Annotated in this window: 13 protein-coding genes and 1 riboswitch; of the genes, 3 read left to right on the top strand and 10 right to left on the bottom strand. The window is 46.9% G+C overall.

The window, feature by feature from the left end; all coding sequences use genetic code 11:
- From B3M51_RS08940 to B3M51_RS08930, 3 genes are all read left to right on the top strand, one after another.
- Positions 1-906, top strand: a 906-nt coding sequence (locus B3M51_RS08940) for an MFS transporter (RefSeq protein WP_349676725.1), incomplete at its 5' end; no start/stop codon positions are given.
- Between the two features lie 35 nt (positions 907-941).
- On the top strand, positions 942-1508 hold the full coding sequence (locus B3M51_RS08935) for a hypothetical protein (protein WP_292400576.1): 567 nt from the start codon (positions 942-944) through the stop codon (positions 1506-1508).
- Between the two features lie 77 nt (positions 1509-1585).
- Positions 1586-1960, top strand: a complete 375-nt coding sequence (locus B3M51_RS08930; protein WP_292354625.1) for a nuclear transport factor 2 family protein — start codon at positions 1586-1588, stop codon at positions 1958-1960.
- 270 nt (positions 1961-2230) lie between these two features.
- Here the strand turns inward: B3M51_RS08930 and ppnN are convergent, their stop codons facing one another.
- The 10 genes from ppnN to B3M51_RS08880 all read right to left on the bottom strand — a co-directional run.
- Positions 2231-3592, bottom strand: a complete 1362-nt coding sequence (ppnN, locus tag B3M51_RS08925; RefSeq protein ID WP_292758435.1) for a nucleotide 5'-monophosphate nucleosidase PpnN — start codon at positions 3590-3592, stop codon at positions 2231-2233.
- 159 nt (positions 3593-3751) lie between these two features.
- On the bottom strand, positions 3752-5545 hold the full coding sequence (gene atzF / locus B3M51_RS08920) for an allophanate hydrolase (protein WP_292758433.1): 1794 nt from the start codon (positions 5543-5545) through the stop codon (positions 3752-3754).
- Complete coding sequence (gene uca / locus B3M51_RS08915) at positions 5545-9141, bottom strand: urea carboxylase (protein ID WP_292758431.1); 3597 nt, start codon at positions 9139-9141, stop codon at positions 5545-5547. The genes atzF and uca overlap by 1 nt, the downstream gene beginning before the upstream one ends.
- An 88-nt stretch (positions 9142-9229) precedes the next feature.
- Complete coding sequence (locus tag B3M51_RS08910; RefSeq protein ID WP_292758430.1) at positions 9230-9868, bottom strand: urea amidolyase associated protein UAAP2; 639 nt, start codon at positions 9866-9868, stop codon at positions 9230-9232.
- A 20-nt stretch (positions 9869-9888) separates the two neighbouring features.
- Positions 9889-10629 (bottom strand): urea amidolyase associated protein UAAP1, encoded by a 741-nt coding sequence (locus tag B3M51_RS08905; RefSeq protein ID WP_292758428.1) that lies wholly within the window; start codon positions 10627-10629, stop codon positions 9889-9891.
- A complete protein-coding gene (locus B3M51_RS08900; RefSeq protein ID WP_292478932.1) occupies positions 10622-11407 on the bottom strand; it encodes an ABC transporter ATP-binding protein in 786 nt (261 codons plus the stop codon). Before B3M51_RS08900 ends, B3M51_RS08905 begins: the two co-directional genes overlap by 8 nt.
- The gene (locus B3M51_RS08895; protein WP_292758426.1) at positions 11404-12231 is read right to left on the bottom strand and encodes an ABC transporter permease; all 828 of its coding nucleotides are present in this window, start codon (positions 12229-12231) and stop codon (positions 11404-11406) included. The genes B3M51_RS08900 and B3M51_RS08895 overlap by 4 nt, the downstream gene beginning before the upstream one ends.
- Positions 12232-12255: 24 nt before the next feature.
- Positions 12256-13323, bottom strand: a complete 1068-nt coding sequence (locus B3M51_RS08890) for a putative urea ABC transporter substrate-binding protein (protein ID WP_292758424.1) — start codon at positions 13321-13323, stop codon at positions 12256-12258.
- Positions 13324-13383: 60 nt separating this feature from the next.
- Positions 13384-13484: riboswitch (guanidine-I (ykkC/yxkD leader) on the bottom strand.
- Between the two features lie 281 nt (positions 13485-13765).
- Positions 13766-14266: a single-stranded DNA-binding protein gene (ssb, locus tag B3M51_RS08885; protein ID WP_292354642.1), complete on the bottom strand. Its 501-nt coding sequence runs from the start codon at positions 14264-14266 to the stop codon at positions 13766-13768.
- A 36-nt stretch (positions 14267-14302) separates the two neighbouring features.
- Positions 14303-14781, bottom strand: a 479-nt coding sequence (locus B3M51_RS08880; protein ID WP_292758422.1) for an MFS transporter, incomplete at its 5' end; no start/stop codon positions are given.

Below are 14781 nucleotides of genomic sequence, written 5' to 3'. Positions count from 1 at the left end.
TTGTTAAGCCCTGAACCGGAAGTAAATAAAAAGGTTCATGAGGATCGCGATGGCGATTACCTGGGCTTGATGCTGACGTTTGCGTTGTCGATAAGCGGATTTATTGCCTCTTTCTATCTTACCAGCGACTGGGCTGGTCAGGCACGTTTGCAGTTACTTAACGTTTTTAATAATGGCCCTATGTCGGCGGTTGGTGTTGAGTTAGTGCGCTTAGTACTGGCCACCATGGTGGCCGTGATTATTGCCAGAGTGTTGATCTTGATGGGCTGGGCGCAGAAAAGCATTGTGCATCGAAGCTATGTTGAACCCGTGCAGGATTTCTTCAAACGCTACGGCCTATCTATGGCGTTGTTGTTGCTTTCGTTGATTGGGTTATATCGAATATCCGATATTGTGCTGGGTGTTGTGGCCAATATTTTTTATCAGGATATGGGCTTCACCAAGCCAGAGATTGCCACGGTGGTGAAAACCTTTGGTTTGTTTATGACCATTGTTGGTGGTTTTCTTGGCGGTATTCTAGCGTTACGTTTTGGGGTGATGCGCATCCTGTTTTTAGGGGCGGTTTTATCGGCATTGACCAATCTGTTGTTTATGCTGCTTGCCCAAATGGGCAATGATATCTGGATGCTGTATATCGTGATTTCTGCTGATAATCTGTCCGGCGGTATGGCGAGTGCCGCCTTTATTGCATTTTTATCCAGCCTGACCAATATCTCGTTTACCGCGGTGCAATATGCCATTTTCAGTTCATTAATGACCTTATTGCCGAAAATCCTTGGAGGGTATTCCGGGACGATGGTCGAAAGCATTGGTTATGAGCAGTTCTTTTTGATGACTGCTTTAATGGGGGTACCAGTATTGCTGCTGGTCTTCCTGGCTGCCCGCCGTTTTCGAATTGATGGTTAGCTGATTAGCTTATGTGGCGCTGGCTATTCATTATCATGGTGATCTTTGTTGGCTGGCGTTACTGTTCACCCGACGCCATCCATTACGCCGCGCCTGATAAAGTCATAGATAAAGCACCTTTACAAGCCGAAGTAGCAGATCTTCCGCCTATACCTTTTGATGACTATGCAATACAGCCGATGGCTGAATTTACCCTGGAAGCCAGAGTTCTGGCACGGGAAGATTATTGGTTAGGACGTGAAACTGATTTATCACCCACCGATTTGGTATTGGGCTGGGGAGAAATGGCGGATCCTGAAGTTGTTAAACAGATCAACATTCGCCAGTCCGGTCGCTGGTATTTCTGGCAGGTCGATTCATTTCCGATTCCTCGTCGGAACATTGAAACCCAAAGCGCCAATATGCATTTGATTGCGGCGAATGATGAAGTCGCCAGAACGCTTAAGCAGATCCGTCCGGGACAATTAATTACTCTGCAGGGCTATCTGGTAAATGTGAATGCCGATGATGGCTGGCGCTGGCGCAGTTCGTTAACTCGGGATGATACTGGTGCCAATGCCTGTGAATTAATTTACGTGAAACAACTGAAAATCATTTCCTAACAGCTGGTTTTAGCGGGAAATTTCCCCGAAATGTTTATGCTATGTTGACTGCTTGAATTAACAACAAGGAGTTAATTATGTCGAATAGCGCTATTTCAATCGATGATTACGAGGCCATTAGCAAACTGATTCAGCATTATATTGATGGTGCTGTGGCAGGCCGTGGTGAACTTATGAAACCGGCGTTTCATCAGGATGCCACCATTTATGGTTATGTTGGTCCGGATTTATTTGCCGGCCCCATTCAGGGCTTGTATGACTGGAATGATGAAAATGGACCGGCCAAAGAGATGCAGTCCAAAATTACCCATATCGATGTGGTTGGCACAGCAGCCAGTGTTAGACTCGAATCAGATAATTGGACCGGTCATCGCTTTACCGATTTTTTTAATTTATTGAAAATTGATGGCAAATGGCAGGTGATGAATAAAGTCTTTCATCTGCATGATTAAAGCTTATCGAGGGTCTGTTTATTTTTCATCGCCGCCTCTGTTGGGACTGAAAACGTACCAATCAAGGCGCGAGGAGTGCAGTTTAGCCGTTCTAAATAAATGACGAGCAACGCAGAGTGGTGCGTTTTCTGTCACAACCCATAGGGCTGGGCCTATTTGTCCATCCCATAGGTTGAGAATGCCTACACCCTATCAATTACACCTTGCAAGATGGAAAATAGACACCAGCAGTGGTGACGATGAAAGATAAACAGACCCTAAACTGCTGGATTAATCCAGCAGCTTGTAACACGGTTTGTAAGCATTTTCGTCCTGTCCCAGTTTCATACGTTTTTCACGGACAAAGATACGTAACAAGTCATCGATGGCTCGCATTAAATCCGGATCGCCGTTGATGATGTAAGGGCCATGTTTGGCTACTTCGCGAATACCAAAGGCTTTTACATTACCGGCAACAATCCCCGAAAATGCCGAACGTAAATTGCTCGCCAGTTCATGACCTGGCATATCGGGATATAGCCGTAAAGATGCCATATTCTCATGGGTAGGAATAAATGGCTGTTGCAGCATCGGATCGATATGCAGCTGCCAATTGAAATAATAGGCATCCTGCGATTCACGACGGGCAAGATGTACCTGATCAACTGAATCACGAATGATTTGGCCCACTGTGGCTGGCTCGCCAATGACAATTTGATATAGTTCAGCCACCTTATCGCCCAGACAACGGCGCAGGAATTTATCCAGTGTCTCGAAATAATCACGGCAGGATTCTGGGCCGGCAAATACCAGCGGGATGCCTTGTTTGTTTTCCGGATGAAGCAGGATACTCAGCAGGTAGAATATTTCCTCGACCGTACCGACGCCCCCAGGAAACACAATAAAACTGTGGCCGAGACGGACAAATGCTTCCAGCCGTTTTTCAATATCCGGCATGATTACCAGTTCATTAACAATCGCATTAGGTGATTCTGAAGCAATAATGCCGGGCTCACTGATGCCAATATAACGACCGTTTTTGAATTGTTGCTTGGCATGTCCCACCGCCGCACCTTTCATCGGGCCTTTCATTGCGCCAATACCGCAACCGGTAATGATGTCGAGACTTCTTAAACCCAGTTCGTAACCCACATGTTTGGCGTAATCATATTCTTCCCGTGGTATCGAATGACCACCCCAGCACACCACCAGATTCGGTGTCATATTGGGCTTGATGGCATCTGCGTTACGCAGAATCATAAATACACTATCGGTAATCTGTTCTGAGGTTGGTGACGTTTGCCGGGCAAGAATTTTGAAATCGGTATAGATAATATCGCGCAGCGCCGAGGATAAATGCTCCTGAATACCGCGAATGATTTTATCGTCAACAAAAGACTGTGCAGGAGCATTTTTGATTTCCAGCACTACACCACGTGATTGCGGCACCAGATTGATATCAAAATCCGCATAGGTATGAAAGATCTGCTCGGCATCATCCTGATGACTGTCGGTATTTAAAATCGCCAAAGCGCAATCGCGAAACAATCGATGCAAATCTTCGCTGGTATTGCTGATGCGTTGGATTTCTTCCTGAGATAGCAGATTTAAGGTTCTTAATGGGCGAATCGTGGTGTATTGGATTTTGTTCATAGACTTCTAATGATAAAAAAGGCGAGCCAACATACTCCCACTGTTACGGGTGGGAATCAATGGAATAGTCGATGGCCGTTAAAATAGTGGCCAGTTTTTTGTTACAGGAAAGCCAAGCCGGATTGATTCCGGCTCAGTTTGGTTTAAAAATGAAGCTGTTTATTGCTGCTGAACGTAAGCCTGCCAGCCTTTAAGATGACTGATATCGCTAGCGTTGGTGATAGCATACGGCTCACAGATAAAGCCCGTGTACCATTGCTGATCGTCCAGTTGGACCTTACCAATACCTAATGGGGCAGGGATCCCAGCGACAAACGATCCAAAGCTGGCAGTAGATAATTCCCATAATTCAACTTCAATCGCTTCACCATGTTGTTCATCTCTGACCAGTCCAGGCCGAGCTGGTGGACCGCCGGGAAGTGCATAAAGCCGGTAATCTGAACTGGTTTGTGTGGCGCGTATTAATTTGCCGCCGCGCTCCCGCAATTGCCAGTTAAGCGGTTGTCCTTCTAGATGCGCTCCACAGACAACGACCTGTATCCGGTCCATCACCCCGGCGTTTAACGCATGAGACTCAGCAAGCGGCAACGAGGTTGCTCCCAGCGGTAATTTCAATGTTTGTTGCAATCGATTAGCATAAGATAATAAGCGGGTATCACTGAAGGCTCTGGAAAACAGTGTCACACCAAAAGGTAACCCGTTTGCGTTGAAACCTGCCGGAACGGCAACCGCGCTGCAATCGAGCAGGTTCATAAAGTTGGTGTAGTAACCCAGCTGGCTATTAAGTTTAATTGGCTCTGCCTGCACCTCTTTGATTTTGTAAATCTTGCCGGCGGTAGGGGTCAGAATAAAATCAAAGTTTTCCAGTACCGGAGTGACCTGCTGTTTGCAGTGCTGTAGTTGGTATTCAGCACTAAACAGATCCTCGGCTGAAGCGGTATTATTACTATCGAGAATTTGTTGTAAAACCGGCAGCATATCCTCACGTTTCACATTAGCAGTGGCAATTCGCCGTTCTGCCACCCACGGGCCTTCGTATAATAATCTGGCCGCCGTCAGAAACGGCTCAAAATCAATTTCATGACAGGTGCCGCCAAGTTTTTTCAGTGTTTCAACCGTGTTATAAAAGCCTTGTTCAGTTTCCTGATCGCCAAAAAATGCTAATTGTCCAGCCTGCGGAATGGCAAAGTTAAAGCTATCAGTTGCAAGTTGGCCATAATTTTTTCGGTTGGTATCTTTATTGTGTCGGGAGTAATCATCCTTGGAATCAAACGCAGCAGCCGCTTCAAATACCCGATTTGCATCATCTGTAGTCAAACTGAAAATGGAAACACAATCCAGACTTTTACAGGCAGGCACCACACCGTGATTACTGAGCAAACCTCGCGACGGTTTCAAACCAATCAGGTTATTGAATGCAGCCGGTACCCGACCTGAACCAGCAGTGTCGGTGCCTAAAGAAAAACTCACCAGCCCCAGTGCGACCGCGACGGCAGAACCTGAACTGGAACCACCGGAAATATACTCTGGATCAAAACTGTTATGACAGGCTCCCCATTTATCCGGTGAACGCACACCAACGAGCCCGGTGGCAAATTGATCCATATTGGTTTTGCCAATCGGAATCGCCCCGGCATTAATCAGTAATTCCACCACATGAGCGGATTGCTCTGCTGTGTAGCGATAGGCTTCACAACCAGCTGTGACATCCACACCAGCCAATTCAATATTGTCCTTTATCGCAAACGGAATTCCGTACAACGGCAATTTATCAGGTGATTGGCCGATTAAATTATCCAGATAAGGCTGAATGGCTTCGCGAGATAACAGGGTTATCCAGATATTTCGATCAGCATAGGTGGTAGCGCGTTTCAGTACCTCATCAATCAGTTTATGTGGAGACAGCTTGCCATCACGATAAGCCTGATGGATGGCATCAATGGTCATATCCATTATTCTGCCTCCCCGGAAATAACGACCAGTCGATCACCCATACCGACCTGCGCGCCGGCCTGTCGTTTAATTTCTGTGACGGTACCGGCTTGAGTCGCTGTTATCTGGATTTCCATTTTCATCGCTTCAAGGATCATCAATACATCGCCTTCTTGTACAGACGAGCCGATTTCTACTTCCACTTTCCAGACGCTGCAATTGAGCGGGCTATCAACGGAAATCGCATTTTCTGGCAAAGGTGCACTTTCCTCATCGATGATCTGCGGTTCATTGCCACTATCAAAATGTAAAAGACCCTCGCGTTTCCAGTGTTCCAGCTCCTGTTCAAAGGCGAGTTCACGCTGGCGGGTAAAGCTGTCAATCGACTCTTTATGTTGCTCAATAAACTGGTTATAGCGTTTGAGATTGAAGGTGGTTTCTTCAATCTTCAGCGGGTAATTGCCCTGTGGAAAATCACGACGGATCTGTACCAGTTCATCATGAGTAACTTCATAAAACTTGATTTGATCGAAAAAACGTAACAACCAGGGTTTAGTGAATTCAGTGGTTTGCAGATAACGATTCCACATCTGCAGGGTCCGGCCGATAAACTGATAGCCACCCGGTCCTTCCATGCCATAAACGCACAGATAGGAACCGCCGATACCTACAGAGTTTTCAGCCGTCCAGGTCCGGGCAGGGTTATATTTGGTGGTGACCAGACGGTGTCTGGGGTCCAGTGGCGTTGCGACTGGCGCGCCCAGATAGACATCGCCCAGGCCCATCACCAGATAACTGGCCTCAAACACAATACGCTTCACTTCATCGACCGAGCTAAGTCCGTTTATACGACGAATAAACTCAATATTATCCGGACACCAGGGAGCGTTATGACGTACCCCTTGCATATACTTCTGAATAGCTTGCTGACAGGCTTCGTCATTCCAGGAAATGGGTAAATGCACGATACGTGCAGGCACGTCCATTTCTTCGATATTGCTGATTTCCTGTTCAGCTTTTTTGAGAATACCAACCAGAGTTTCCAGGGAAATTTGCAGACCATTGTAGTGGATCTGCAGCGAACGAATACCGGGTGTAAGCTCCCGTAATCCTTGGATATTTTGATCCTGTAACCACAACATCAACGCATGTACCTTAAAGCGCAGATTGATATCCAGTTTCAGTTCGCCATATTCGACCAGCAGATAATGATCGCCAGCCAACCGGTAGCAGACATCTATACCAGTCTCTGGCGAATTCAGCGTGTCATAGATGGGCGAGCCAATTTCTGTGGGGACGACCTCAACAGATTGTTGCGTCAAATTGCTCAGCGATTCCAGCTGAGCCCGTTCCATGGCTCTGGCGGTTTCTATCGACACTGGAATAAACCGCACGGTATCGCCGGCTTTTAATTGGCCTATTTTCCATAGTTCTGCGGTGATTACCGTGGCCGGACAGACAAAGCCACCCAACGACGGACCATCGGGGCCGAGAATAATCGGCATATCACCAGTGAAATCAATGGTGCCCACCGCATAGGCATTATCATGAATATTGGACGGGTGTAAGCCTGCTTCGCCGCCGGTATTTCGAGCCCATTCCGGACGTGGTCCAATCAGTCTGATACCGGTGCGGCTGGAGTTATAGTGAATTTTCCAGTCAGCGGCAAAAAACGTTTCGATATCCTTTTCGGTGAAGAAATCCGGCGCGCCATGCGGGCCGTAAATAACCTTAATCTCCCAGTGAGTGGTTATTTGCGGAATTAATTCGGCAGGCGTTGTTGTTAAATCAACTTGAGAGGTTTCATCTGATAAATGAAGAACATCACCAGTTTTTAACGTTCGACCGACATGGCCGCCAAATTGACCCAGGGTAAAGGTGGAGCGGGAGCCTAGATAATTCGGGCATTGAATGCCACCAGCCACCAGCAGATAAGACCGCGTACCGGCGGCTTTGATTTGACCCAGTGTAAGTTTGTCGCCGCTAGTGACAGAGTATATTTGCCAGCAATCAATCGGCTCGCCATTGAGTTTGGTCTCAATGGTGGCACCAGTAATGATAATTTGGCTGCTGCAGTTAAATACCAGTTCCGGGCCGCTCAGCGTGATTTCCAATCCAGCACAGTCTTCCGTGTTACCAAGCAGACGATTACCCAACCGGAACGACCAGTTGTCATACGGGCCAGAAGGCGGAATGCCGATATCCCAATAGCCTTGCCGACCGGGATAATCCTGCACTGTGGTCATGGTGCCTGGCGATATAACACTGAAGGTATTGGGCTGATAAACAAAACTGTCCAGATACCGAGTGGTGATGCTGGCGGATAAAAAGGCGGCATCATTCAAAATATGGCTGAGATAGTCGGTATTGGTTTCAATACCGTAGATGCTGATTTGTTTCAGTGCTGTGAGCAGTTTCTCATGCGCCGTTTCGCGTGTTTCTGCAAAGCTGATCACTTTAGCCAGCATCGGATCAAAAAAAGGCGAGATCTCGATACCGGGTTTAATCCAGTGATCGATACGTAAATCCGGCAGTTGAGGAAAAATAACCTCCGTTAACAAGCCAGCAGACGGCTGGAATTTTTTGAATGGATCTTCGGCATACAACCTTACTTGTATGGCATGACCATGAGGTTTGGGTGCTTTGAGAGGCAATGTGCTTTCCTGCGCTCCGACCTCAATCATCCAGCGAACCAGATCCACCTGATAAATAGCCTCGGTAACACCGTGCTCAACCTGCAGCCGGGTATTTACCTCCAGAAAATAAAAGTCATGTGTCTGGGCATCGTAGACAAATTCCACGGTACCGGCGCTGCGATAATTAACAGCTGCCATTAACCGGACGGCAACCTCGTGCATAGACTGACGAACGTTGTCGGGAATATTCGGCGCTGGCGCTTCTTCAATCACTTTCTGATTACGCCGTTGACTGGAACAGTCCCGATCGCCCAGTGCCAGAACATGTCCCTGACCATCGCCGATAATCTGCACTTCGATATGTCGCGCCTGGGTGATAAATTTTTCGATAAACACGCCATCATTGGAAAAATTATTAGCGCCGAGTCGTTTAACCGAATTAAAGGCGTTTTTCAGCTCAGCTTCGTTATCACAACGGCTCATGCCGATACCGCCACCACCGGCGGTGGATTTAAGCATTACCGGATAACCTACGATCTGAGCAGTTGTGATCGCCTGTTCAATATCCGCGAGTAATTCTGAGCCGGGCAATAACGGAACATCGTTTTGCTGAGCCAGTGCTCTGGCACTGTGTTTCAGACCAAAGGCTTCCATCTGCTCCGGTGTGGGGCCCAGAAAAACCAGATTATTGGCTTCACAAAGCCGGGCAAAGTCGGGGTTTTCACTTAAAAAACCATAACCGGGATGAATTGCTTCTGCGCCGATTTCTCTGGCAATTTCGAGAATGCGTTGCTGATTCAGATAAGTGTCTGCAGCGCGGCCTTCTCCAAGCGAAAAGGCTTCATCAGCAGTACTGACATGCAAAGAGTCACGGTCCGCTTCTGCATAGATGGCAACAGCCTGAATACCCATTTGCTGGAGGGTGCGAATGATTCTGGTGGCAATAGCCCCGCGGTTGGCAATTAAAATCTTCTTGAACATGGTTTCATCATCTCAAGGTGTGGGTCGTCCCACTGAAAAACCGGCGTGTTTCAAGTCGTCTCAAAACACGTTATTGCTGTTTGTATTATCAATCCCAGATGTATAGGCCTATCGGTGTCGGGTTGTAGGCATTACAAGGGTTATTAAGCTGAGGACAATTAGAAATCAACACAATGACATCCATTTGAGCCTGCATTTCAACGTATTTACCGGCTTCGGAAATACCGTCTGCAAAGGTCAATCCACCTTGTTCGGTGACCGGTACATTCATAAAAAAATTGATGTTGTGCGTGATATCGCGTTTGCTGATGCCGAACTGTTCGTTTTCCGCAACCGCCAACATCCAGCTGTCACGGCAGGCATGCATGGTTTTCTTCTCCAGTGCGTAACGCACGGTGTTGGATTCCGTAGCACAGGCACCGCCTAACGTATCGTGACGACCGCAGGTGTCGGCGGTAATGGTTAACATGGGATTTCCCATATTGGTCAACAACGTGGTGCCGGCAGTCAGGTAAACGTTTTTCTGTTCACGAATGGTATCAATCGCGCTGTAGCGTTCAGCAGGATCAGCAACACTGTAGAACAGCGTATCTGCTGCCTGATTGCCGTGTAAATCCACAATCCGTAAGGTCTGGTTTTTCAGCAGAGGTTGCATCCAGTAATCACCAGCCAGTACCTCTTCGTAACGGACTGCCTGATTAATATTCAAATGACTTTCTTTAATCACGATCTGTTTGTCCTTTTTCGTTAATGATGTGCACACAGGTGATAGAGACGATTGTTTGCAAAACCACGTTGGTTTTCGGCACAGGCATTCAGGCACAGATCGTCTTCAGTGACGGCGGCAGCATTACGAATTTGATAGATAACGGGGTTTTTCGGATAGGTCGCTGCCGTGTTCATCGGGTGTGGGCAGGTGTGGAACAGCACCAGGGTATCCATTTCAAAGCGCAGATCTACATAATCACCGGCTTTACTGTGGTTTTCGACATAGGTCAGATTGCCAAGATCATCTGTTTTGATACTGCTAAACAAATTCAGATTGGCTGCCATATCGCGTTTATTCAGACCATATTTGGCCAATTCGACTAAAAAGGCCTGTTCGCCACTGATGGTCCAATCATTACGAAACTGTTGGTAATTTTTGACGCCCCATTTAGCCTCCAACGTAGCATTGGTCAGATTGCCGCCAACGGTATCGTGCCAGCCCAGTGTATCTTCAGTGATTGAGCAAAAAATGCGGCCCATATCGGAATAGAGACAGTGGCCCTTGGTAAGTTTGAAGGTGTGCTGACATTTCAAGGTGTCGGGAGCGTTGTAGCGTTCCAGCATATTCTCCGGGTTGTAAAACAACATGCCGACATTGGCACCACCTTCCTGGTCAATCAGCCGCAGGGTGGTGCCTTTTCGCATCAGCATTGACCAATGAGCTCCACCTGGAAGTGTGTCTTGATATAAAACATCTTTGTCTTGGGTAATTTCAGTCATTATTTATAGCCTGTTGTGTCATCAACGTCTCTTGAAAATCTTTGTTGATTTGTTTTTTGGAACGTCCTACCGGTATGTCATAGGTGATCGATGCTCCATAACGGTTTGGCTGATCAGGATCATGGCGCTGTTTATCAAAGACCAGCAGTTGGGTGCCTAGGGAGAAACCTTCGGAGAGATCATGGGTGATCATAAAAATCGTGATATTGGTCTCGCGCCAGATATCCAGAATCAACTCATGCATATCGGATCGAATACCGGGATCCAGTGCACCGAAGGGTTCATCCAGTAACAGAATTTGTGGCTGTTTAATTAAGGCCTGAGCAATTGCCAGGCGTTGTTGCATACCCCCTGATAATTCGCTGGGATATTTGGTTAAAGCGTGGTCTAGACCGACCTTTTCCAGCAAAGCAATCGCTCGTTCACGAATAGCCTGACGTTTTTTGCCAAAGCAGCGACCCAGTAGGGGAGATTCCTTCAGTTCCTCACCCAGCATCACGTTTTCGACGACGTTAAGGTGGGAAAATACCGAGTATTTCTGAAACACAATACCGCGATCAGCACCCGGTTCATTGGCTATTGGTTTACCGTTTAACAGCAATTCACCTCGAGTGGGTTGCTCAGTGCCCAGCAGCATTTTCAGGAAGGTGGTTTTGCCACAACCTGATGCACCAACCAGCGTGACAAATTCGCCGGCTTTGACATCAAGATTGATATTTTCCAGCACGATATTGTCGCCGTATTCCTTCCATAGATTTTTGATCTTGATATCGTTCATTTGCTTTCTCCCTGCTCATTCGCATGCCAGGGAAAAACGCCTTTTGACAGGCGTCTCAGCAGGTAATCCATCAAAAAGGCCAACAAGGTGATCCACACCACATAAGGCAAAATGATGTCCATCGACATATAACGTCGAACCAGAAAAATCCGGTATCCCAGCCCTTCGGTGGCTGAAATGGCTTCTGCTGCAATGAGAAATAACCAGGCTGAGCCCAGACTCAAACGAACCGCATCAATCAACTTGGGTAACACCTGAGGTAACACTACCCGCAGAATCAATTGCCAGCTGTTGGCGCCCAATGTCTGAGCTTTAATGATGATTTCATGCGGTAATGCCATCACCCTGAGCTGTACATCCCGAATCAGAAAGGGCGTGATGCCGAGCACAATCAGCATCACTTTGGAGAGTTCACCCAGACCGAAGATAATGAACAATATCGGCAAAATCGCTAAAGGTGGCACCAGTGAAATGATGGTTATCACCGGTGCTATTCCAGCTCTGATCAATGGAATAATGCCGACCAGAATGCCAATAATCAGACCGGTCAAAGCACTGATGCCGACGCCGAGTGCCAGCCTTTGCAGACTGGCAGCCGTATCCGCCCACAATACATAATCACCGGTACGCTTGTTGGGCTCGAATGCCAGATAAGACACCGCATCGATAAAAGACTGCATTGACGGCATCAATTTATCATTCGGGTTAATCGCCAGACGTTCACTGGAAAAGTAAAAATAAACAATCCCAATAACAACGAATGGCAATAGACCCAGCAGGCATTTTCCTAGAGTACCTGGACGTTGATTGATCAGTCTCTTCACGAGAAACTCCCTGTGTTACTTAACTTAAAGGGCGTTATCCGCGGCCATTTTCATGAAGCTGGAATCAAATCTGAGTTTGACATTATTTTTATCGCCTGCCACGTCACCGTTAGGGTAGGCAATTCCAATAAAATCAGCATCCATCGCACCATCGCCTAACAAACCATGGTCAAATGAGAAGTCAGTAATGTGTTTCATCGTAGCTTGCAGCTGAGCGCTGTTGGCAAAACTGACTGCTTCGGCGGCTGTGTAGAACATGTTGGTTGCATCCAGCTGTGCTTGATAGCCTGCGAGATCGGTTCCTGATGCTTCAGCCATCATGGTCAAGGCTTCTTCATCACCTGCTTGCATTTTGGCCATGATTTCATACCAGGCGCCGGTTAACGCTTTACCAAAAGCCGGATTAGCTTCTAGCGTTTCAGTGTTAACTACTAACAGGTCGATGATTTCGCCCGGGATGTCGGAGGAATCAAATACCTTGGTGGTATCAGGAATAGCGGTGATTTCTGACAGTAATGGATTCCAGGTGACTGTGGAGGTGACATCCGATGCATTAAATACTCCTACCAGATCGGCATCAGAAGTGTTGACCACGGTTACATCGCGTTCACTCATCTCTACGCTATCCAAAGCACGCGCTAACAAGTAATGCGAAACGGATAATTCGACCAGATTGACCCGTTGACCTTTAATATCGGCAAGCTTTTTATCTGCGCCTTTCAGCACGATGCCATCATTGCCGTTGGAAAAGTCACCGATGATTAAAGCTGTACTATCCACACCACCCGCAGCAGGAATGGTCAGGGCATCCATATTGGTCATGGTGCACCCATCAAACTGGCCAGCGGTATATTGATTAATAGATTCGATGTAATCGTTGATCTGCACGACATCTATTTCGATATCGTATTTATCAGCCCACTTTTTAACGATGCCTGCATTATCAGCGTAATCCCATGGCATCCAGCCGGCATAAATTGTCCAGGCAATACTAAATTTATCTTTGGTTTCAGCGTGTGCTGCTAATGGGGAAATAATAAAAGAGAGTGAAAGCAGCAAAACGCTGCCGATGCGGTAAAAAGTGCGCTTCATTTTGGTAGTACCTCACAGCTTAGGTTAAGAACACGGTGAAAGAGATGTTTTATTCAAACAATCTCCCGGGCTTTTATCCCTCCGTGTAACCTTCGCTGTGAAGGTCGGTCACTCTCGGTCCAGACGTTATTTACATAACCGGAACCCTAGAGACCCTATTGCTGTTCTTTTGGTGTGATAAAAACACCTCTAACACGCTATCCCTATCAAAGCATCATTCAGGCCAGTTTTCCGGAGGCCTGAAATATCTATAAAAATCAATAGTCTTAAGGTTTTTAAGGTTGTGGTGGCTTTATTTTTACGCACCGAATTTGTGCATTTAAAATGTAATTGCCCGATCATGGCGCATCATTTATCGCCATTGCAGTCGATAATGAAAAAAAAAGCCCCTGATAACAGGGGCTCATTTTCAATTGTTCACATTTAAGCGCTAAAGGGCTTTTTAAAACGGAATATCATCATCGTAATAATCCGCTTCGCCGCCTGAACCATAATCCGGACCCGCAGATGCTGAAGCAGGTTGTGGGTTGTTGTAGTTACTTTTCGCTGCCGGTTGAGAAGGACGATTCTGGTTGTAGTCCTGATTATCGTTACTTCCGCCGCCACCAGCACCTTTGCTGTCCAGCATGGTCATTTCATTGCCAACGATTTCGGTGGTGTATTGATCCTGGCCTTGCTGGTTTTGCCATTTACGTGTCTGAATACGGCCTTCAATATAGACTTGTGAGCCTTTACGCAGATATTGCTGAGCGATTTCACCCAGTTTATTGCGTAACACGACACGATGCCATTCGGTACGTTCCTGGCGCTCACCGGTTTGTTTGTCACGCCAGCTTTCTGAGGTCGCAATCCGCAAATTACAGATCGAACCACCATTAGGAAAAGCCCGGCTTTCAGGATCAACCCCGAGTCTGCCAACCAGAATAACTTTGTTTACTGACATGGTGAATTCCTTTACTAATTCAAATTTTTGTTCATTTTACGCATAAATCAGACACGCTTCGAGCTCGTGCAAATCGATATCATCGGCGAGAAACTTCACGTACGCAATTCTCTCTTCCAGCACAATTACGATTTCAACCACGCCCTTAATAGCATTCAGCCGTTCTACAAATTCATCAGCAGTCTCGGCGGTGACTTCGTTTAATGGAACAATGCGACTACTGTAATGTTTTGGCGCTTGCATCGGCAACATCATAATTAACCAACCTGCACTAATGAGCCCCGCTGACCAGAAGATCCAACTGATATCACCGAAACTATATATAACACCACCCAATATACCGCCCAGAAAAGCACCAATAAATTGCGCGCTGGAATAGATGCCCATCGCGGTGCCCTTATTTTTAATCGGACTGAGTTTGGACATCATCGAAGGCAAGCTGGCTTCAAGAATATTAAATGCGGTGAAAAATAACCATAAGCAAATCATCAGCATGGCCAATGAACCGGGTAATA

It is taken from the genome of Methylophaga sp. UBA2689 (assembly GCA_002354555.1).
In the GTDB taxonomy this organism is placed as follows: domain Bacteria; phylum Pseudomonadota; class Gammaproteobacteria; order Nitrosococcales; family Methylophagaceae; genus Methylophaga.
The sequence above is the reverse complement of the archived record's forward strand: the minus strand, read 5'-3'. Positions and strand labels throughout refer to the sequence as shown.

Bases quoted from the DNA above. Each gene is read 5' to 3' on its own strand.
- B3M51_RS08935 (WP_292400576.1), top strand. From the start codon at position 942: ATGGTGATCTTTGTTGGCTGGCGTTACTGTTCACCCGACGCCATCCAT.
- B3M51_RS08890 (WP_292758424.1), bottom strand. From the start codon at position 13,323: ATGAAGCGCACTTTTTACCGCATCGGCAGCGTTTTGCTGCTTTCACTC.
- B3M51_RS08930 (WP_292354625.1), top strand. From the start codon at position 1,586: ATGTCGAATAGCGCTATTTCAATCGATGATTACGAGGCCATTAGCAAA.
- B3M51_RS08900 (WP_292478932.1), bottom strand. From the start codon at position 11,407: ATGAACGATATCAAGATCAAAAATCTATGGAAGGAATACGGCGACAAT.
- atzF (WP_292758433.1), bottom strand. From the start codon at position 5,545: ATGGATATGACCATTGATGCCATCCATCAGGCTTATCGTGATGGCAAG.
- uca (WP_292758431.1), bottom strand. From the start codon at position 9,141: ATGTTCAAGAAGATTTTAATTGCCAACCGCGGGGCTATTGCCACCAGA.
- B3M51_RS08905 (WP_292758428.1), bottom strand. From the start codon at position 10,629: ATGACTGAAATTACCCAAGACAAAGATGTTTTATATCAAGACACACTT.
- ssb (WP_292354642.1), bottom strand. From the start codon at position 14,266: ATGTCAGTAAACAAAGTTATTCTGGTTGGCAGACTCGGGGTTGATCCT.
- ppnN (WP_292758435.1), bottom strand. From the start codon at position 3,592: ATGAACAAAATCCAATACACCACGATTCGCCCATTAAGAACCTTAAAT.